The 18,065-nt window shown below is 62.7% G+C and carries 17 protein-coding genes; 3 read left to right on the forward strand and 14 right to left on the reverse strand.

The window, feature by feature from the left end:
• Positions 1-237: 237 nt before the first annotated feature.
• Entirely contained in the window at positions 238-1,035 is a 798-nt protein-coding gene (locus H7687_RS18215) for an FRG domain-containing protein (protein ID WP_183350061.1), read from the reverse strand.
• An 82-nt stretch (positions 1,036-1,117) separates the two neighbouring features.
• The gene (pdxR, locus tag H7687_RS18220) at positions 1,118-2,560 is read right to left on the reverse strand and encodes a MocR-like pyridoxine biosynthesis transcription factor PdxR (protein ID WP_183350062.1); all 1,443 of its coding nucleotides are present in this window, start codon (positions 2,558-2,560) and stop codon (positions 1,118-1,120) included.
• A 160-nt stretch (positions 2,561-2,720) separates the two neighbouring features.
• Between pdxR and H7687_RS18225 the strand changes: the two genes are divergently transcribed.
• Positions 2,721-3,395, forward strand: coding sequence for a hypothetical protein (locus H7687_RS18225; RefSeq protein WP_183350063.1), 675 nt, complete (start codon positions 2,721-2,723; stop codon positions 3,393-3,395).
• Between the two features lie 42 nt (positions 3,396-3,437).
• On the opposite strand, the gene mnmL is transcribed toward H7687_RS18225, so the two are convergent.
• The gene (gene mnmL, locus H7687_RS18230; protein WP_183350064.1) at positions 3,438-4,355 is read right to left on the reverse strand and encodes a tRNA modification radical SAM protein MnmL/YtqA; all 918 of its coding nucleotides are present in this window, start codon (positions 4,353-4,355) and stop codon (positions 3,438-3,440) included.
• Positions 4,356-4,632: 277 nt separating this feature from the next.
• On the opposite strand from mnmL, the gene H7687_RS18235 reads away from it, so the two are divergent.
• Positions 4,633-7,161 carry a helicase C-terminal domain-containing protein gene (locus H7687_RS18235; protein ID WP_183350066.1) on the forward strand — a complete coding sequence of 843 codons (2,529 nt, stop codon included), beginning with the start codon at positions 4,633-4,635 and terminating at the stop codon, positions 7,159-7,161.
• A gap of 159 nt (positions 7,162-7,320) precedes the next feature.
• Here H7687_RS18235 and H7687_RS18240 read toward each other — a convergent pair whose 3' ends face one another.
• The 9 genes from H7687_RS18240 to proB form a co-directional block, all read right to left on the reverse strand.
• Complete coding sequence (locus tag H7687_RS18240) at positions 7,321-8,058, reverse strand: ComF family protein (protein WP_183350068.1); 738 nt, start codon at positions 8,056-8,058, stop codon at positions 7,321-7,323.
• A gap of 168 nt (positions 8,059-8,226) precedes the next feature.
• Positions 8,227-8,880 carry a lactate utilization protein gene (locus H7687_RS18245; protein WP_183350070.1) on the reverse strand — a complete coding sequence of 218 codons (654 nt, stop codon included), beginning with the start codon at positions 8,878-8,880 and terminating at the stop codon, positions 8,227-8,229.
• 203 nt (positions 8,881-9,083) lie between these two features.
• The gene (locus H7687_RS18250) at positions 9,084-9,746 is read right to left on the reverse strand and encodes a flavodoxin family protein (protein ID WP_183350072.1); all 663 of its coding nucleotides are present in this window, start codon (positions 9,744-9,746) and stop codon (positions 9,084-9,086) included.
• A 79-nt stretch (positions 9,747-9,825) separates the two neighbouring features.
• Positions 9,826-11,361 (reverse strand): 2,3-bisphosphoglycerate-independent phosphoglycerate mutase, encoded by a 1,536-nt coding sequence (gene gpmI / locus H7687_RS18255; protein ID WP_183350074.1) that lies wholly within the window; start codon positions 11,359-11,361, stop codon positions 9,826-9,828.
• Positions 11,362-11,445: 84 nt separating this feature from the next.
• Positions 11,446-11,910, reverse strand: coding sequence for a 23S rRNA (pseudouridine(1915)-N(3))-methyltransferase RlmH (locus tag H7687_RS18260; RefSeq protein ID WP_183350076.1), 465 nt, complete (start codon positions 11,908-11,910; stop codon positions 11,446-11,448).
• Positions 11,907-12,296: a ribosome silencing factor gene (gene rsfS, locus H7687_RS18265; RefSeq protein WP_183350078.1), complete on the reverse strand. Its 390-nt coding sequence runs from the start codon at positions 12,294-12,296 to the stop codon at positions 11,907-11,909. Before rsfS ends, H7687_RS18260 begins: the two co-directional genes overlap by 4 nt.
• A complete protein-coding gene (gene nadD, locus H7687_RS18270; RefSeq protein WP_183350080.1) occupies positions 12,286-12,936 on the reverse strand; it encodes a nicotinate-nucleotide adenylyltransferase in 651 nt (216 codons plus the stop codon). Before nadD ends, rsfS begins: the two co-directional genes overlap by 11 nt.
• A 192-nt stretch (positions 12,937-13,128) precedes the next feature.
• Complete coding sequence (locus tag H7687_RS18275; protein WP_183350082.1) at positions 13,129-14,385, reverse strand: glutamate-5-semialdehyde dehydrogenase; 1,257 nt, start codon at positions 14,383-14,385, stop codon at positions 13,129-13,131.
• Between the two features lie 161 nt (positions 14,386-14,546).
• Positions 14,547-15,668: a glutamate 5-kinase gene (gene proB / locus H7687_RS18280; protein WP_183350084.1), complete on the reverse strand. Its 1,122-nt coding sequence runs from the start codon at positions 15,666-15,668 to the stop codon at positions 14,547-14,549.
• Between the two features lie 147 nt (positions 15,669-15,815).
• On the opposite strand from proB, the gene H7687_RS18285 reads away from it, so the two are divergent.
• Positions 15,816-16,301: a DUF2062 domain-containing protein gene (locus tag H7687_RS18285; RefSeq protein ID WP_183350086.1), complete on the forward strand. Its 486-nt coding sequence runs from the start codon at positions 15,816-15,818 to the stop codon at positions 16,299-16,301.
• A gap of 68 nt (positions 16,302-16,369) precedes the next feature.
• Here the strand turns inward: H7687_RS18285 and H7687_RS18290 are convergent, their stop codons facing one another.
• A complete protein-coding gene (locus H7687_RS18290) occupies positions 16,370-17,371 on the reverse strand; it encodes an inorganic phosphate transporter (RefSeq protein WP_183350087.1) in 1,002 nt (333 codons plus the stop codon).
• Positions 17,364-17,981, reverse strand: a complete 618-nt coding sequence (locus H7687_RS18295; RefSeq protein WP_183350089.1) for a DUF47 domain-containing protein — start codon at positions 17,979-17,981, stop codon at positions 17,364-17,366. Before H7687_RS18295 ends, H7687_RS18290 begins: the two co-directional genes overlap by 8 nt.
• Positions 17,982-18,065: the final 84 nt, after the last annotated feature.

Consider the following 18,065-nt stretch of genomic DNA (forward strand, 5'->3'; position numbering starts at 1 on the left):
GCAGAAACTGAAAGTTTTCCAAGACCGAATCCAGGTCGAGGAATTCGACTACAAATTACGTTGAGGGAACGAGTGTCCACGATGTCCTGGCATCAAAATCTGTCCACGATGTCGTGGCACTCAACATCTAGGTTCTACGTTACAAATCAAAGGGGACTGGCTCCGCAGGTGCCTGTCCCCTTTTTACGTTGTCCCTTTTTCACTAGCCCCTAGTCCCTAGCCCCCAGCCCCGCAGTTCTAGGTATGCCGGTGCGCCAGCGACTGCTGGGGATCTATCTTGTCGGAAACCTTCTCCTGGATGTACCTCGCCAGCCCGTCCAGGTCGGCGAACACGAAGGCATGGTTGATCCCCAAAAGCTTCAGTTCCTGGGCTAGGAATCCCCGGTTTTCAAAGGGAATGCGGTACTTGCGGATATGCTCCCTCGGTGAAAGCTGCTGCTCCAGCGGCCGCCAGGGGTTCCTCAGCAGCGAGAACACCCCGCTTTGCGCCTTGATGCGTGAGGCGATCACCGGCGCCATGAAGAAACAGGTGTCGGCCTCGAAGGGGTTGGCCCTCTCGTCGATGTCGGATAGCCCGTACATGGTATGGACGATGTAGAGCGCGGCGCCGCCGCAGTAGTCGGGATTGTTGAGCCGGTCCCGCCGCAGGTCCAGGTCGCCGTAGGGCGCGGCGACGGCGAAGTACAGGGCGATCAGCGGATTCACCGACCAGTCCAGCAGCCGGGTCGGCAGGCCATGATGCTGCGCCAGCGCCAGCCACTCCCATTCCGTGGCCGGCTGCACCTCGACCAGGTGGCGCCCCGATTTCTTGAACTCCTGCAACGCCTGGTACTCGCCGTAGATGTCGGCCGGCATCACCTCGCTGGCGGGACGCCGCCCAGCGCCGCCCGGATCGGGAGTGAGCCGTCCGATCTTCGGGATCAGGGTATAGAAGTCGCGGCTCTCGCCCCGGAAGAAGTTCCACGAGCCCGGCGCGGTCTTGATGATCAGCCTGCGGAAGTCGTCAAAAGATGTAATCTCGCCCGAGATATCCATGGCCCCCTCCGTTGTCCGGTCCAACAAGCCGAAGCACCACAAGAGTTAACCATAAATAATCTTTGCGGCATCCTTCACGCGATCAGCCGAACCACGCCTGCCGCAACAGCTTTATCCCCTCGGCGATCTCCTCCGCGGAGAGGCCGCCGAAGCCGATCATGATCAGGTTCTCCGGGGCGGACGCCGGGTTCTGCCAGAACTGCCGGGTCGGCGTCACCTTGACCTGGTACGCCGCCGCCCGCGCCACCATCGCTTCCTGGGTCTCGCCGGTGCAATGCTCCAAAAGGACGTGCAGCCCCGCGTGGGACCCGTAGATCCGCACCCGATCCCCCATCTCCCTCTGTATCGACTGCACCAGCACCTCGTGCTTCTTCTTGTTCACCAGGCAGACCTTCCTCAAGTGCCGGTCCCAGTGCCCCCCCGACAAGAGGCTGGTCGCGACGTACTGCTGCAGCCGGGGCACGGCGCACTTGTAGCGCTCGAAGACGGTGTGATACCGGGCCAGCAGCCACTGCGGCAGCACCATGTACCCCATGCGCAGCCCGGGCGCGAAGGCCTTGGAAAAGGTCCCGAGATAGATCACGCGCTCCTGGCAGTCGATCGACTGCAGGGCAGGGATAGGCCGGGTCCGGTAGCGGAACTCGCTGTCGTAGTCGTCCTCGATGATGACCCCTCCGCTTTGCTCCGCCCATTGCAGCAGCCGCATGCGGTGCTGGATCGGCATCACCACGCCGGTCGGGAGCTGGTGCGACGGGGTGACGTAGGCGAGCCGCGCCCCGCTTTGCTTCAGCTCCGCCGGGTCGATGCCCGACTCCCCCACCGTGATCGGGAGCACCCGGTAGCCGTGGTTGCCGAAGATGACCCTGGTGAAGTCGTAACCCGGCTCCTCCATGCCAAGGATCCGCTCCTCCGGCGGAAACAGCAGGCAGATCATCATGGCCAGGTCCTGGAGTCCGGCGCCGACCACGATCTGATCCGAGGAACATTTGACACCCCTCGACTGGCGCAGGTATTTCGCCAGTTCCCGCCGCAACTGCAGTTCCCCCTGTTTATCCCCGTAGTAGGCGATGGAATCGACCTTGAGCGAGGTCAGCACCTCGTTGTTCAGGCGCCGCCACAGCGCGTGGGGAAAGGAGTGCGGATCGAAATCGCCGTAGGAGAAGTTGTATTTCACCGGGTTGGCCTGCACCGGCGCCGGTTCCTCCACATCCGTGGCTGGCCCGGTCACCGGAAGGAACTCCGAATCGTCGCCCTCCCCCGTGATGCAGGGAAAATTCAGCAGGTCCTCCTGGAGATCCTGCACCACGTAACCCGATCCGTGCCGCCCCTCCACGTACCCCTCGATGCAGAGCTGGTCGTAGGCAGCCTCCACCGTGTTGCGCGCGATCGATAAATTTTTGGCCAGGTCCCTGGTCGACGTCAGCCGGCTCCCCTTCTCGTATTCGCCGGTTATGATGTTATGTTTCAGCTGCTCATAAAGCTGCTGATATAAAGGCTTTTTTGACTCGGGGTTCAGATAGATCATGCCGTCCCTCTCTCAGCGTCCTCGGCGGAAGAACAAAGCTGTAAACGAAGTGTATCCATAAAATTTCTAAAATGTGGCCCTTCACAAGGATACTATTTGAGTCCTATCCTTACACCAGATCGACAGCGGTGTAAATACTCACCCATCCCAGGAGGACATTATGAAAAGTGTCAGAGCAAATTTCCTCACAGTCATGACCATTATCGCCACCGCGCTTTTAGCAGCGTCTCCGCTGACTGCTACTGCCGCAGAATCCGGCGCCGCAGGCAAGGCCGCCCATAAAACAGCTGCACCTGAGCAGGCGGAACGGATGGAACTGAAGATAGGCTGGGTGACCATCGCCAACGACGGCTCCCTGCACGTCGACTTCACCGTTAAAGACGGCAGCGGCAAGGCGGTCACGGGACTGACCCGTGACGACATCGCCGCGGTTTCCTTCGGGCGGCTTGGTTACGAGGACGAGGTGGGGCTGAGGACGGTAGTCGGCCAACCGAACAAGATCTGGCTGAGCTACCTGGAGAAGCGCCGCGAGGGGCAGGGCGTCGAGCGGAACCGGGGCGTGGTCGCCCTTGGCGCCAAGGACCGCCTCACCGAGGAAGGGGACGGCAGCTACAGCCTCGACGTCAAAAGGCCGGCGCGGCTGCTGACCAAGTTCAGCTATGAGCCCACGGCCGAAACCGGCGTGATGCTGAGGATAACGAGAGTTGGCGGCGCAGAAGGGCGGGACTCGTATTTCTGGCGCCCGGCGCTGGCGAAGAGGATTGAAGTTCCCAAGATACTGGCCCGCGCAGAAGGCAGCCGTCCCCTGAGCACCAAGCCGCGCGCGTGGAACTAAAGGGCTTGCGGGAGGGGGTGAGGTAGAAAGGGGACAGGCACCTTACGGAGCCAGTCCCCGCCGCGCGCCCTGCCTGGTGTTTCTCCGCTCCAGTTCGTGATCGATACAGTTCAGCACCTCGAACTTGGCGAGCGACCAAAGCGGCGCGATCAGATCCTTCCTGTTGCCGTCACCGGTCAGCCGCTGCACCACGATGTTGGGGTCGAGCCGCTCCAGAAAGTCGCAGACCAGCCCCACGTAGCTGTCCCGGTCCAGAAGCGGCACCTCTCCGGCCTGGTACAACTCGGCCAACCGGGTGCCGCGCATCACGTGCAGGAGATGAACCTTGACGCCGTCCACGCCGGCCCGGTTGAGAAACTCCGCACCGGAGAGCATCTCCTCGCGGCTCTCCCCCGGCAGCCCCAGGATGATGTGGGCGCAGACCCGAATGCCGCGCTTTTGACACTCCCTGACGGCGGCGCTGAAAGAGGCGAGGTCGTGGCCGCGGTTGATGGCGGAGAGGGTGCGGTCCAGCGGCGACTGCAGGCCCAGTTCCAGCCAGAAGTAGCAGCGCCGGGCGTACTCGGCGAGGAGGTCGAGGGTTTCGGTCGGGAGGCAGTCCGGGCGGGTGCCGACGATGAGGCCCACCACGTCCGGCACCGAAAGCGCCTCGTCGTAGAGCCGGCGCAGCTGTTCCACCGGCGCGTAGGTGTTGGAGTAGGACTGGAAGTAGGCGATGAAGCGGGCCGCCTTGTACTTCCTGACCATGACCTCCTTGGCGTGCTCCAACTGCTCGGCGACCCCTACCCCCTGCAGGATCCCGTAGGACCCGGATCCCTTGCCGCCGCAGAAGATGCACCCTTCCGTGCCGACGCTGCCGTCGCGGTTGGGGCAGGTGAATCCCGCGTCCACCGAGAGCCGCTGCACCTTGCAGCCGAACACCCTCTTGAGCTCTTCCGAAAATGTGTTGTAACGCAGCATGAAAACTCCTCGGCTTCCCTTCTAACACATAGCGGCCCGATCTATCAATCACGCTGCCACTCTACATTCACCTTTTGCTGGCATATATAAACACGCACATCCTGTAGGGGCGAATAATCATTCGCCCGCCTCTCCGGTTGGCCCAACCGCCAAAGACACCCCTCACCCCCGCCCCTCTCCCAAAGGGCGAGGGGAGACCAGCCCCCAGTCCCTAGCCCCCATCCCCTAGCCTTTTCAGTTGCCTCCCCCACCCAAACCCTGTATCTTCAACCGGGTCATGCAAAAGTACTTTTCAGCTCTCGCCATCGAGCAGCTCCGCACTGCAATCTCAGAAGCAAACGGCAACGAAGTCTTCTTTTTGGGTCGCACCGACGAGGCGCGCATCGTCGTCACGGTGGAGCCGCTGGCGCGCGGCAACAAGGACGCCGTCCCCGCCATCATGATCGCCTGCTCTTTCGGCGACGTGGTCATCCACAACCACCCCTCCGGCAACCTCAACCCTTCGCAACCCGATATCGAGATCGCCTCGCTCCTGGGCAACCAAGGGGTCGGCTTCTACATCGTCAACAACGACGCCTCCCGCGCCAACCAGGTGGTCGCGCCCTTCGCGCGCAAGGTGGTGGAACGCCTCTCCTATCCCGAGGTCGAGCATTTCTACGCGCCCGACGGCGTGCTGGCCCAGGCCCTGCCCGGCTACGAGCACCGTCCCGAGCAAAGCAGGATGGCGCTCAACCTCTCGGAAGCATTCAACGAGGAGAAGGTTGCCATCGTCGAGGCCGGGACCGGCACCGGCAAGTCGCTGGCCTACCTCCTTCCCGCCGCCCTCTGGTCGGTGCGCAACAAGGAGCGGGTGGTCATCTCCACCAACACCATCAACCTGCAGGAGCAGCTGATCCAGAAGGACATCCCGTTTCTGCAGCAGCACGCCGGCGTGCAGTTCCGCGCCGTGCTGGTCAAGGGGCGCGGCAACTACCTCTGCCTGAGGAAGCTGCGGGTGAACGCCGCCGACGCCTCCCTCTTCAAGGACGACACCGCCCAGGAGCTGGACGCCATCGTCGCCTGGAGCAAAAAGACCGAGGACGGCTGCCGCGGCGACCTGGCCTTCATCCCCAAGGATGAAGTATGGGAAGAGCTATGCTGCGAGTCGGACCAGTGCGGACGGGTGAAGTGCCCGGAGTACCCGCGCTGCTTCTTCTACAAGGCCCGGCGCGAGGCGGCCGGCGCCGACCTCCTCGTGGTTAACCACGCCCTGCTCCTCGCCGACCTCTCGGTGCGCCAGGAGACCGGCTACGACGCCACCGCCATCCTCCCCCCCTTCCACCGGCTCATCTTCGACGAGGGGCATCACCTGGAGGATGTCGCCACCAACTTCCTCTCCAGCCAGGTCTCGCGACTGGGGCTGGTCAAGCTGCTGGGCAAACTGCAACACCCAAGGAAAGCGCATCGCGGCGTGCTGCCGCAGCTTTCCACGCAGCTCTCCGCCGCCGTACCGGAATCGCAGGACGACCTCTACCTGGAGATCGCCGAAGTCCTGGAAGGGCGCCTGATCCCCAGGAGGGTCGCGGTGCTGGAGGCGGTGACCCGCGGCATGGACCAGATCGGCGAGGCGCTGTTCAGGAAATTGAAGAAGGACGGGGTCGAGCAGAAGCTGCGCGTGACGCCGGCGATTTATAATACGCCCCTCTGGCATGAGGTGACGCCGCACATCGAGAATATGGCCAAAGAGCTTTCCGACTACGCCCTGGCCATGCAGGCGTTTCTGAAGGGATGCGAGAAGCTTTCCGACAAGGTGCTGGAAAAGCTGGCCGGGCCGCTCACCGACCTCAGGGGAGTGAAAGGGAGGATCGAGTGCGCCGTCGATGCGCTGAGGTTCTTCATGGCGCGGGAGGATGAGTTCTGCCGCTGGTTTGAATTGAGAAAGGGCCCGCTGGTGAAGCTCTGCTGCTCTCCCTTAGAGGTGGCCGAGTCAATCAAGAAGGCGATCCTGGACCGCTTCAAGACCGTGGTGCTCACCTCGGCCACGCTCGCCATCGGGGAGAAGTTCGACTTTCTGAAACACCGCACCGGCATCGAGCTGCTCGCCAAGGATCGGGTCAGCGAGCTTTTGCTCCCCTCCCCCTTCGACTACGCGCACCAGGCGCTGGTGGCGGTCCCTTCCGACATGCCCGAGCCGACCTCACCCATGTTCGAGGCGCGGCTGTGCAGCCACCTTTTGGACGCGCTAAAGATTTCCCAGGGGCGCGCCTTCGTGCTCTTCACCTCGTACGACCTCCTGATACGGGTCTTCAACCGCCTGGCCGAGCCGCTCAAGGCCGCCGGCCTCACCCCGATGCGCCAGGGGGAGACCAACCGTCACATGCTCCTCTCCAAGTTCCGCAACTCGCTCAACCCTGTGCTGTTCGGTACCGATTCTTTCTGGGAGGGAGTGGACGTGCAGGGGCGGGGGCTGGAGTTGGTGGTGATCACCCGGCTGCCCTTCCGGGTTCCCACCGAGCCGATCCTGGAGGCGAGGAGCGAGCACATTACCGCCAAGGGGGGCGATCCTTTCATGAGCTACACCGTGCCGCAGGCGGTGATCAAGTTCAAGCAGGGCTTCGGGAGGCTGATCCGGAGCAAGGAGGACCGCGGCGCGGTATTGATCCTGGATTCGCGGGTACTGACCAAGAACTACGGCAAGATCTTCCTCACCGCGCTGCACGGCGTCACCGTACAGAAGGCACCGGAAGAAGAGATCTGCCGGAGGCTCGAAGCCTTCTTCGCGCCGTCCCCGGACTCCCCCTCCCTTGACTCTCACCCCACCCCCTAGCCCCTTCCCGCAAGGGGAGGGGGGACCAACCGCGCCAGGGGGGACTGGCTCCGCCAGGTGCCTGTCCCCCTACTGTTTGGCAGATGGCTGAGCCAAAAGGAGCGTTCCGCTAGAGGGACAGGCACCTAGCGGAGCCAGTCCCTTCTACTGGGCGCCACACTACTGCTGGAGCCCCCGCGCCACCGTTACCGCCGCCACCGCGGCGACCTCAGCGTCGCGCAGCGCGTCGGCGCAGGCGCCGAGGGTGCTCCCCGTGGTAAAGACGTCGTCCACCAGCAGCACCCGCTTTCCCGCCAACGCCTTCGGATCCCGCACCCCGAAGGCGCCTTTCACGTTAGTCACCCTGTCGCCGGCATCCAGCCCCGTCTGTGGCTCCGTCCAGCGCAGCCGGCGCAGGTTCCCCACCACTTGTGGCACCCGTAGTTTCTTCCCGAGCACTTCCCCGATCAGTTGGGACTGGTTGTAGCCCCGTTGCCGGAGCCTCTTGCGGTGCAGCGGCACCGGCACCACGCAGTCTGGATTGGCCTCGTCCAGGAACTGTTCCAGCCTTTGGTACGCCAGCAGCCCCAGCGGATCGGCCAGGTGCATTTTCCCGCCGTACTTGAAGCGATGGATCATTTCCTGGAGCGGACCGGCAAGGACAGCCGCCGAGCGGCAGGTATGGGAAGGAGGATGCGACAGGCACGCGCCGCAGGTATGGTCGCGGCCATCGCCAGTGGCAAAGGGGGCACCGCAGCGGGTGCACAGGGGCGAGGTGAGAAAAGTGATTTTGCCGAGACAGTCGGCACAGATGAAAGGCTGGGGCGGAGGTTCCTCCGCCCCGGTCGCAGGTATGGCCCCTTTGCACGCATGGCACAAAGGGGGAAACAGCAGATCGATCAGAGGGCGCAAGAGCATGACTACCCCCAAGAAACAAACCCGTTCAACGTTCAACGTTCGACGTTCGACGTTAGAAACGCTCCTTGCCCCTTGCATGAAGTCCGCGCTGCATCTGTCCCTTTGCCATCAGCACGGAAGGTCCTGGTTTTAACATAGAACGTAGAACGTTGAACGGCTTCTGCTTCTCTAAAGTCCCATATCCTCGTTCACCACCAGCACCCTGATATCGGTGTTCCTCGGCTTCCTCTCGATGATGGTGGTCACGCGGCAGATGCGCTGCGGCGAGTTGCAGTCCGAGCAAAAGCCGGTGGTGGTACAGGGGGTGGAGAGGTTCAGCCTCTTGGCGTTGGGCGGCGAGGCGTAGGTCCTGATGCGCTGTACTGCGTCCTCGATGCTGCCGTCCACCAGCTTGTTGCGTCCCACCACCACGATCACCTTCTGCGGACCAAAGAACATGGCGGCGGCGCGGTTGCCGTTGCCGTCGATGTTGACCAGGACACCGGAAAGAGTCACCGCATTGCTCCCGGTCAGAAAGAGGTCGCAGGTAAGCTGCCGCCTGGTGATGGCCAGCTTCTCCTCAGGGGAAAGCCCCGGCAGACCGTGGTTCAGGATCTCCTTCCCCATCCCCTTCAGCTTGTCGGAGAGCTTCAGGTCCGCGATGGAAAGCGACCCGCCGAAGCCGACGCTTTTGGCCTGGGCCGCCTCGTTGACGATGTAGTGGAACACTTCTTCGCCGTTATGGCAGTAGAGCGCGTCGAAGCCGTTCTTCTTGAGGTTCTCAACCGCCTTCTCGCATTTGTGGGCGAAGGCCCAGTTGTTCAACTCTTCGGTGTTGCTCATGTATCCTCCAATGGATCATGTGGTGGGGCGTTGACCAGGTCCGAGAAAGATCTCCCGGGCCCTGTCTCTCCCGGTAGCCGGTTCCCTCATCCGCCCCTGCGGGGCACCTTCTCCCGGAGGGAGAAGGCATCATTTCCCCTCGCCCTCCGGGAGAGGGGCAGGGGTGAGGGCGCTGCCACCGGGACGATCTGACGATCTCAGCTCTACCTTTGTGCCAGATACTCCTTCTCATAAGGCCAGCACTCGCCCATGAAGCCGATCAGGTGGCTCATGCGCTCCTTGAAGCCGAGGCGGAACGGGTCCTGCTCCGGGAAGGAGCGCTTCTCGCGCACGCTGTCGCAAAGGTCTTTGCCCAAGGCCCGGGCCTTCTGGAACAGCGCCTCCTGGTCCGGGAACATGCGCGGGCCCGCTCCGGGAGAGCCGATGCTGCCGACGTTCTGGGCCCCCATGGCGTTGACGATGCGCTGCAGGTACTCCAGCGGCTCTTCGTCGCCGCCACCGCCGGAGGTCTCGACCAGGGCCGAGTACTTCCCTTCCAGCGCGGTGAGGTGGATCAGGCCGTTGCAGCGGTCCAGGAACGCCTTCAACTGGGCGGTGATGCTCAAAAGGTAGTTGGGAGTCGCCAGGATAAAAGCATCGGCAGCCAGCAGCTTATCCTTAATGGTTTCGTACTCGTCCTTCACCGGGCAGATGCCGACCTTGTGGCAGGCGTCACAGGCCACGCAAGGTTTGATGGGAGTCTCGGAAAGCGAGACGATCTCGATGTCGGCGCCCGCCTGCACCGCGCCGGCCAGCACCTCTTCCAAAAGCCGTCCCGTGGTACCGTTCATGCCGCGGGGGCTGCCGTTGATGGCAACTATCTTCATGGTTTCTCCTTCTCTTCTGTCCGACCAGTCCGACCAGTCCGACCAGTCAGACCAGTCAGACGTCAGACTGGATCACAAGCTACCCCAGCAAACTCTTCCCGGTCATCTCGGCCGGCTGCGGCAGGCCGAGCAGATCCAGCATGGTGGGCGCGAGGTCAGCGAGGACACCGGTCCTCAGCTTGACGCCCTTCCTGCTGTCATCCACCAGCACCACCGGCGCCATGTCGCAGGTGTGGGCCGTGTGCGGTCCGCCCTGATCGTCCTGCATCATCTCGGCGTTGCCGTGATCGGCGGTGATGATGGTGATGCCGCCCTTGGCGCGCACCTTCTCCACCAACTTGCCCACGCACTCGTCCACCGCCTCCACCGCCTTCACGGCGGCGGCGAAGATGCCGGTATGACCGACCATGTCGGCATTGGCGAAGTTGAGGATGATGACGTCGTACTTGTCCTCGTCCAGCCGCTTCATGAGCTCCTCGGTGACCAGGTACGCGCTCATTTCCGGCTTCTGGTCGTAGGTGGCGACCTCCTTCGGCGACGGGATCAGGGCACGGTCTTCACCGGGGAAGGCCTCCTCCCTGCCGCCGTTGAAGAAGAAGGTGACATGCGCGTACTTCTCGGTCTCCGCGATCCTCAGCTGGGTGAGCCCTGCCTTGCTGATCACTTCCGGGAAGATGTTGACCAGGTCCTCGGGACCGAAGGCGACCGGCAGACCGAAGGTTTCGTCGTAGGTGGTCATGCAGACGTAGGAGGAAAGCTTCGGCCACGCCTCCCTCTGGAATCCGTTGAACTGCGGGTCGGTGAAGGCGCGGGTGATCTCGCGGGCGCGGTCGGAGCGGAAGTTGAAGAAGATGAAGGCGTCGCCGTCGGAAAGCCTCCCCACCGGCTCGCCCCCCGCCATGATCACGCTGGGAAGGACGAACTCGTCGGTGACCCCGTCGGCATAGCTCTGCTTCATGGCCGCTTCCGCGCTGGCAAACGGGCTCCCCTCGCCCAGCACCATGGCCCGGTAGGCCTTCTCCACCCTGTCCCAGCGGTTGTCGCGGTCCATGGCGTAGTAGCGCCCGATCACCGTCGCGATCTTGCCGAAACCGATGCGGGCGATCTGGTTTTCCAGGTTCCTGATATAGTCGGCGCCGCTCTGGGGCGGGGTGTCGCGGCCGTCCATGAGGCAGTGGACGAAGACCTGCGCCACGCCCTGCCGCTTGGCCATCTCGATCAGCGCGTAGAGGTGGGTGTCGTGCGAATGCACCCCGCCGTCGGAGAGAAGTCCGGCCAGGTGCAGCCTGCCGCTCCCCGCCTTCGCCTGGGCCATGCACTCCAGCAGTGCCGGGTTGGTGAAGAAATCGCCGTCGTCGATCGCCTTGCTGATCCTGGTCAGGTCCTGGTACACGACGCGGCCGGCGCCTATGTTGGTGTGACCGACTTCGGAGTTCCCCATCTGGCCGGAGGGGAGCCCGACGGCCAGCCCTGAGCCGTCGATCTGGCCGGAGGGGTATTCGGCAGTGAGCCGGTTCATGTTGGGTGTCTTTGCCTGGGCGACGGCGTTGGCTTCCTGTTCGGGGTTGATCCCCCAACCGTCGAGGATCATCAAGAGCAGAGGCTTTCTCGGCATGGCATTTCTCCCTCATTAGAGTTATTAGATCCAATTAAAAAAGGTGAAGCAGAACGTCTTCACCTTTAAAACAATCACTTACCCTTACTCATGATGGTACGGCTCACCGTTAATGATGGTGAAGCCGCGGTAGATCTGCTCCAGCAGGAAGACCCTCACCATCTGGTGGGTGAGCGTCATGCGGGAGAGCGAAATGGTCTTGAAAGCCTGGGCCCGGAAGCTGTCGGTGAAGCCGTAGGCCCCGCCGATGGCGAAGACCAGGTCCTGGGTCCCCTGGTCGCGGTTCTTGGACAGGAAGGAGGCGAGTTCCGGGGAGCTCATCTGTTCTCCCCTTTCGTCCAGGAGCACCAGCTTCCCCCCCTTGGGGATCAGCTTGGCGAGGCGCTCGCATTCCCGCTCCCGCATGGTGGCCGCCTGCGCCCCCTTTTCCTCGCGGGCCTCCAGGATCTCCAGCGGTGCGTACCGCTTCACCCTCCCCGCGTACTCTTCGATGCCGGTGCGGACCCAGCTCTCCTGGGTCTTGCCGACCCAAAGGAGCTTCAGTCTCATTTCTCTTTATGCTCCCAGAGGTACTCCTCGGGGATCTCGATCTGCGGGGCGCGGCTCCAGAGGTCGTCCAGGTTGTAGATCTTGCGCACGTCCTCCTGGAACAGGTGCACGATGACGTCGCCGAAGTCGACCACCACCCAGCGCCCCTCATCGTACCCTTCGGTGTCGATGGCCTTGTCGATCGGCTTGAGCCCCTGCTTGACCGAGTCGGCCATGGCCTGCACCTGGCGGTCGGAGCGCCCGGTGGCGAGCACCAGGTAGTCGGCGATGCTGGAGATGTTCTTGATCTCGAGCACCTTGACGTCGAGCGCCTTCTTGTCCAGAGCGAAAGCCGCACATTTCACGGCGCGTTCAACGGCCGGAATCATTACTTCCTTATCTTGCATCAACGTATAACCCTTGTTCCTTTATGTAGTGTTCGACGGCCTCGGGAAGGAGGTACCTGATCGAACGGTCGGCACTGACGAGCTGCCGGATTTGGCTGGATGAGATATCGAGCAGCACCCCATCGAGCGCGTAGACACAATGACCCGAACTGTGGTTCAGGCGTTTAGCCGCCGAATCATAACAGAACTCCCCACTTATGGCAACAGGGAGGGCCTGGGCGAGACTGGCGATGGTTGAACCGGGGCGCTGCACGCTGACGATGTTGCACAGCCCGAAGATGGCCTGGTACTGGTGCCAGGTGGAGATGTCGTTGAACGAGTCCGCCCCCACGATGAAGAAGAGCTCGTCCTCCGGGTGCTCCGCGTGCAACTGGCGCAGCGTGTCCACGGAGTAGGAGCGTCCGCCGCGCACCGCCTCCATGTCCGAGACCTCGAAAGCGGGGTTGCCGGCGACCGCCAGGCGCACCATCTCCAGGCGGCTGGCGAAGGAGAGTTCCCCCACCTGCGGCTTGTGCGGCGGCGTGGCAGCCGGGATGAAGACGACCCGGTCCAGCTGGAACAGGTCGCGCGCCTCCTCGGCGATGCGCAGGTGCGCGTTATGGATGGGGTTGAAGGTCCCCCCCAGTATCCCCGTTTTCATTACTATCCCGGCTCCGGTTGTGGACGAAAACCAAAGGCCTTAACGCAAAGCCGCCAAGGCGCAGAGACAAGCCATGACCTTCTTCCGCTAGGCCCCTCTCCCTCCGGGAGAGGGTGCCCGAAGGGCGGGTGAGGGAGTTTTCCCAGCCAATCCCTCACCCTAGCCCTCTCCCAGAGGGAGAGGGGATTTCTATTAAGGCCTTACCTGCCCGGCACCGTACACGATGAACTTAGTGGTGGTCAGGTCGGTGAGCCCCATCGGACCGAAGGAGTGCAGCTTGGTGGTCGAGATGCCGATCTCGGCCCCCAGCCCCAGTTGGTTGCCGTCGGAGAAGCGGGTCGAGGCATTGACCATGACCACGCCGGAGTTGACCTCGCGGATGAAGCGCTGGGCGTTGCCGTAGTCCCCGGTGATGATCGACTCGGTATGCAGCGAGCAGTAGCGGTTGATGTGGTCGATGGCGGCATCGAGCCCGTCCACCACGCGCGCGGCCAGGATCAGCTCCAGGTACTCGGCGTACCAGTCCTCCTCGGTGGCCGGCACGGCCTGCGGAGCAAAGCTGCGGAAGGTCTCGTCGCCGCGGATCTCGACCTTCTGCGCGTCCAGGGCCTGGTAGATGAAGGGGACGAAGCTCTCGGCGATGTCCTTGTGGATCAGCAGCGTCTCCAGGGCGTTGCAGACGCCGGGGCGCTGCACCTTGGCGTTGATGATGATCTCGCGCGCCATCTCGAAGTCGGCCGATGCGTCCACGAAGATGTGGCAGACCCCCTTGTAGTGCTTGATGACCGGGATCTTGGAGTTCTCCACCACGAAACGGATCAGGCTCTCGCCCCCCCTGGGGATGATCACGTCGATGAACTCTTCCTGCTTGAGCATCTCGGTGACCCCTTCGCGTTCCGTGAACGGGATCAGGGAGAGCGCCGCCGCCGGGATGTTGCGCTTGGCCAGCTCGCCCTTCAGGACCGTGGCGATGGCCAGGTTGGAGTGGATCGCCTCGGAGCCGCCGCGCAGCACCACCGCGTTGCCGCTCTTCAGGCACAGGGCGGCCGCGTCGGAGGTGACGTTGGGGCGGGACTCGTAGATGATGCCGATCACCCCCAGCGGGATGCGCATCTTGCCGACCATGAGGTCGTTGGGGCGCTTCCACATGCCGGTCACCTCACCCACCGGGTCGGGGAGCGCGGCCACCTCGCGGATGGCGTCGGCCATCCCCTTGATGCGGGCCTCGTTCAGCATGAGGCGGTCCAGCATGGCGGAGGAGAGCCCCCGCTCCTTGCCGGCCGCGAGGTCCTTCTTGTTCTCCGCGATGATCTCTTCGGCGTTGTTCACCAGCCCCTGCGCCATGTCCAGCAGGAGCTCGTTCTTGACGGCGGAAGAGAGTTTCGCCATGGCGAAGGAAGCCTGCCTGGCCTCGGCAGCGATGGTGCGGATCTGTTCGGCGACTGACATGAGTACCTCCGTAAAACCCTAAGGCAATTAACAGGTATAAAAGGGATAAAAGGGATAAGGGCGAAAAGCCGCAAAGGACGAGAGAACCCGTCTTGATCCTTTCAAGGTTTTATCCCCTGTATCCCCTTTATCCCTGTTAAACGTCTTGTTTTAGTCTCGTTTTATAGCAGAACCAGATTGTCCCGGTGGATGACGTCGTCGCCGTAGCGGAAGCCGAGAATCTGCTCGATCTCGTTGCTCTTGTGGCGGCTGATCTTCTCGATCTCCTGGCTGGAGTAGTCCACGATGCCGCGCGCGAACTCGACACCGTCCGGGTCCACGACCCTGACGCAGGCGCCGCGATCGAAGCGCCCCTCGACCTTCGCGATCCCCGACGGGAGCAGGCTCTTGCCGTGGGTGGCCAGCGCGCCCCTGGCGCCGGCGTCGACCACGAGGCTTCCGGCCGGCTTGATGGTGAAAGCGATCCAGTGCTTGCGCCGGTTCAGCGACTCGCCGGCGGGCAGGAACAGGGTTCCCAGCAGTTCGCCGTTCATGACCCGGGCCAGGTTGCCGTCCCCCTTGCCGGCGAAGATGATGGCGGCGACGCCTGACTTCACCACCTTCTTGGCGGCGGCCAGTTTGGTCGCCATGCCTCCGGTGCCGACGTTGGTGCCGCTCCCCCCCGCGCCGCGCTCCATCTCGCGGGTCACCGCGCCCACCTGGTGAATCAGGGTGGCGCCCGGGTCGGTGCGCGGGTCGGCGGTGTAGAGACCATCGATGTCGGTCATGATCAAGAGGAGCTGCGCCTCGACCAGGTTGGTGACCAGTGCGGAGAGGTTGTCGTTGTCGCCGAACTTCAGTTCGTCCACCACCACGGTGTCGTTCTCGTTGATGACCGGGACGATGCCGCAGGAAAGCAGGGTGTCCAGCGTACCGCGCGCGTTCTGGAAACGGCGCCGGTTGGCAAGGTCGTCGCGGGTCAAAAGGATCTGGGCGACCTTCAAGTCGTAGCCGGAGAAGGCCTCCTCGTAGGCGCGCATCAGGCGCGACTGGCCGATGGCGGCCGCTGCCTGCTTCTGCGGCAGGGTCCTGGGCCGGTCCGGCAGGCCGAGCGCCGGGCGCCCCGCCGCCACGGCACCGGAGGAGACCACGACCACCTCGATCCCCTTGGCGCGCAGCCCCGCGATCTGCGAGGCGAGCCCGTCCAGGAAAGCGGGATCGATGCCGTTGTCCTCGCAGGTCAAGACGCCGGAGCCGATCTTCACCACGATTCTCTTTACCTTTTTGAGCAGTTCCTTACGCATAACGGATTCCGTCTATTTGTTTAGTAAAGGCAAGGATACTAACACGTTTCCCCACCTGTGGCAATTTTCTTAAAAGGCCGCAGCCGTCAAACTCATTGACAAAGGCCAGTGCGGACTTTAGACTGGGGGCCCACTTCGAGGTGACTGTTGCTGAACAAAGAGCTCTGGAAAAAAAGGATCTACGGCATCCTGTCGCTGGACAGCCATCCCGGGCACATCGCCGCCGGATTCGCCGTCGGCGTCTTCATCAGCTTCACCCCGTTCTTCGGTCTGCACACCCCTCTGGCCATCGTCGCCGCCTTTCTCCTGAGACTCAACAAACTGACCTGCATCACCGGCGCCTGGGTCAACACCCCTATCACCGTGGTCCCCATCCTGGGGATCAGCTACAAGCTGGGCGCCTTCCTGCGCGGTCGTCCCATCAAGGACCTCCCGGTCGCGGCGGGGCTCGAGTGGCACAACCTTGAGCGCTACGCCAAGTCCCTGATCCTCGGTTCCTCCATCCTCGGCTTCTTCGCCGCCGTCATCGCCTACTTCCTCTGCTACTACCTCGTCATCCGCTTCCGCGCCAGGGACGCAGCCCAGGCCGAACTGACCAAGGAGATGACCGAGGTGGGCGAAGAGCTGGAGTAATCCCCCCCCAAAAAAAATCGGGGACAGTCCGCAGACCGCCCCCGACCTATTCCCGATGTCCCCCCCCGTTACTTGCCCAGGAATGGCGACAACACGATGTAGCTGACAAAACCGACGAAGCCCGAAGCCGGGATGGTGATTACCCACGCCGTGACGATGCGGTAGGCGACTGCCCAGTTGACCGCAGAGATCCTCTTGGTCAGGCCGACCCCGAGGATGGAAGAGGTGATCACGTGGGTGGTACTGGTGGGCAGGCCCATGGCCGAAGCGCCCAGGATGACGCCCGCCGAAGCGGTTTCAACGCAGAAGCCGTGCACCGGCTGCAGTTTCACGAAGTCGTGGCCGACGGTCTTGATGATCCTCCAGCCGCCCGCGGCGGTGCCCAGGCCCATGGCGATGGCGCAGGAGAGCTTGACCCAGTTGGGGACGTCGAAGGTCGTGATGGAGCCGTAGCTGACCAGGGCCATGGTGATGACACCCATCGACTTTTGGGCGTCGGCGGTGCCGTGGGAGAAGGCCATCACCGCTGCGGACAGGATCTGCAGCTTGCGGAACACCTTGTTCAGGTTGTAAGGCGCCTTGTTCCTGAAGGCCCACATCATGGCGACCATGAACATGAAGCCGAAGAAGGCGCCGACGACCGGAGAGATGACCAGCACGGTGATGATCTTCTTGAGACCGGCCCAGTGCAGCGCTCCGCTGCCGGCGTGGGCCACCACCGACCCCACCAGGCCGCCGATGATGGCGTGCGATGAGGAGGAAGGGAGGCCGTAGTACCAGGTGATCAGGTTCCAGATAATGGCACCCAGGATGCCGGCCAGCACCACCATCTGCGTGATGTTGTTGGCGTCGACGATTCCCTTGCCGATGGTCGCCGCGACCTTGGTGGAGATCATCGCACCAAGGAAGTTCAGCCCCGCAGCCATGAAGATCGCCGTCTTGACGGTGAGTGCGCGGGTGGAGACGCAGGTGGCAATGGCATTCGCGGTATCGTGGAAGCCGTTGATGTAGTCGAACAACAGGGCCGCGCCGATGACGGCCACCAGCAGGACCAGTGTGACCTCAGGCATTTTTTACCACCACGCTTTCCAGGATGTTCGCGGCATCCTCGCACTTGTCGGTTGCGGTCTCGAGTGTCTCGTAGATCTCTTTCCACTTGATGAGCTGGATCGGGTCCTTCTCCTCGGCGAAGAGACGGCTAATCGCCTCGCGGCAGACGCGGTCCGCCTCGTTTTCGAGGGCGTTCACCTCGATGCAGTAGGCGCTGATCGGCTCAAGCTTGCCGCCCAGGACGGCGACGGTCTTGTCGATGGTCTGGCAGGCCTTGAGGATCAGGAAGGCCAGCTCCTTGGACTCCGGCGTCGGCTTCTGCACGTTGTACATGACGAAGCGCTGCGCGGAAGCGTCGATCAGGTCGAGGATGTCGTCCAGTGCCGCGGAAAGGGCGTAGATGTCCTCACGATCGAAGGGGGTGATGAAGCTCTTGTTCAGCTTCTTGATGATATCGTGGGTGATGGTGTCGCCCTTGTGCTCGACGTCCTTGATCTTGCGCTGGCTGGCCACAGGATCGTCAAAGTTGTCCAGCATGTCCTTCAGGAGCTGGGCCCCCTCGATGATGTTGTGGGACATTTCCCTGAACATGGCGAAAAACTTTTCCTCTTTTGGCATCAACCCAAACATTAGTCCCTCCAAAGTCCCGGCCGTGGGCCGGTATCTAGTTGCAAACTGTGGAGATATAACATATCCCCGGCAAATATAAAACCA

This window comes from Geomonas paludis (genome assembly GCF_014193585.1).
Lineage (GTDB): Bacteria > Desulfobacterota > Desulfuromonadia > Geobacterales > Geobacteraceae > Geomonas > Geomonas paludis.

What these genes read in the sequence shown, in the direction of transcription:
- H7687_RS18215 (WP_183350061.1), bottom strand. Translation starts at nt 1,035, where the DNA reads ATGGATATCTCGGGCGAGATTACATCTTTTGACGACTTCCGCAGGCTG.
- pdxR (WP_183350062.1), bottom strand. Translation starts at nt 2,560, where the DNA reads ATGATCTATCTGAACCCCGAGTCAAAAAAGCCTTTATATCAGCAGCTT.
- H7687_RS18225 (WP_183350063.1), top strand. Translation starts at nt 2,721, where the DNA reads ATGAAAAGTGTCAGAGCAAATTTCCTCACAGTCATGACCATTATCGCC.
- mnmL (WP_183350064.1), bottom strand. Translation starts at nt 4,355, where the DNA reads ATGCTGCGTTACAACACATTTTCGGAAGAGCTCAAGAGGGTGTTCGGC.
- H7687_RS18235 (WP_183350066.1), top strand. Translation starts at nt 4,633, where the DNA reads ATGCAAAAGTACTTTTCAGCTCTCGCCATCGAGCAGCTCCGCACTGCA.
- H7687_RS18240 (WP_183350068.1), bottom strand. Translation starts at nt 8,058, where the DNA reads ATGCTCTTGCGCCCTCTGATCGATCTGCTGTTTCCCCCTTTGTGCCAT.
- H7687_RS18245 (WP_183350070.1), bottom strand. Translation starts at nt 8,880, where the DNA reads ATGAGCAACACCGAAGAGTTGAACAACTGGGCCTTCGCCCACAAATGC.
- H7687_RS18250 (WP_183350072.1), bottom strand. Translation starts at nt 9,746, where the DNA reads ATGAAGATAGTTGCCATCAACGGCAGCCCCCGCGGCATGAACGGTACC.
- gpmI (WP_183350074.1), bottom strand. Translation starts at nt 11,361, where the DNA reads ATGCCGAGAAAGCCTCTGCTCTTGATGATCCTCGACGGTTGGGGGATC.
- H7687_RS18260 (WP_183350076.1), bottom strand. Translation starts at nt 11,910, where the DNA reads ATGAGACTGAAGCTCCTTTGGGTCGGCAAGACCCAGGAGAGCTGGGTC.
- rsfS (WP_183350078.1), bottom strand. Translation starts at nt 12,296, where the DNA reads ATGCAAGATAAGGAAGTAATGATTCCGGCCGTTGAACGCGCCGTGAAA.
- nadD (WP_183350080.1), bottom strand. Translation starts at nt 12,936, where the DNA reads ATGAAAACGGGGATACTGGGGGGGACCTTCAACCCCATCCATAACGCG.
- H7687_RS18275 (WP_183350082.1), bottom strand. Translation starts at nt 14,385, where the DNA reads ATGTCAGTCGCCGAACAGATCCGCACCATCGCTGCCGAGGCCAGGCAG.
- proB (WP_183350084.1), bottom strand. Translation starts at nt 15,668, where the DNA reads ATGCGTAAGGAACTGCTCAAAAAGGTAAAGAGAATCGTGGTGAAGATC.
- H7687_RS18290 (WP_183350087.1), bottom strand. Translation starts at nt 17,371, where the DNA reads ATGCCTGAGGTCACACTGGTCCTGCTGGTGGCCGTCATCGGCGCGGCC.
- H7687_RS18295 (WP_183350089.1), bottom strand. Translation starts at nt 17,981, where the DNA reads ATGTTTGGGTTGATGCCAAAAGAGGAAAAGTTTTTCGCCATGTTCAGG.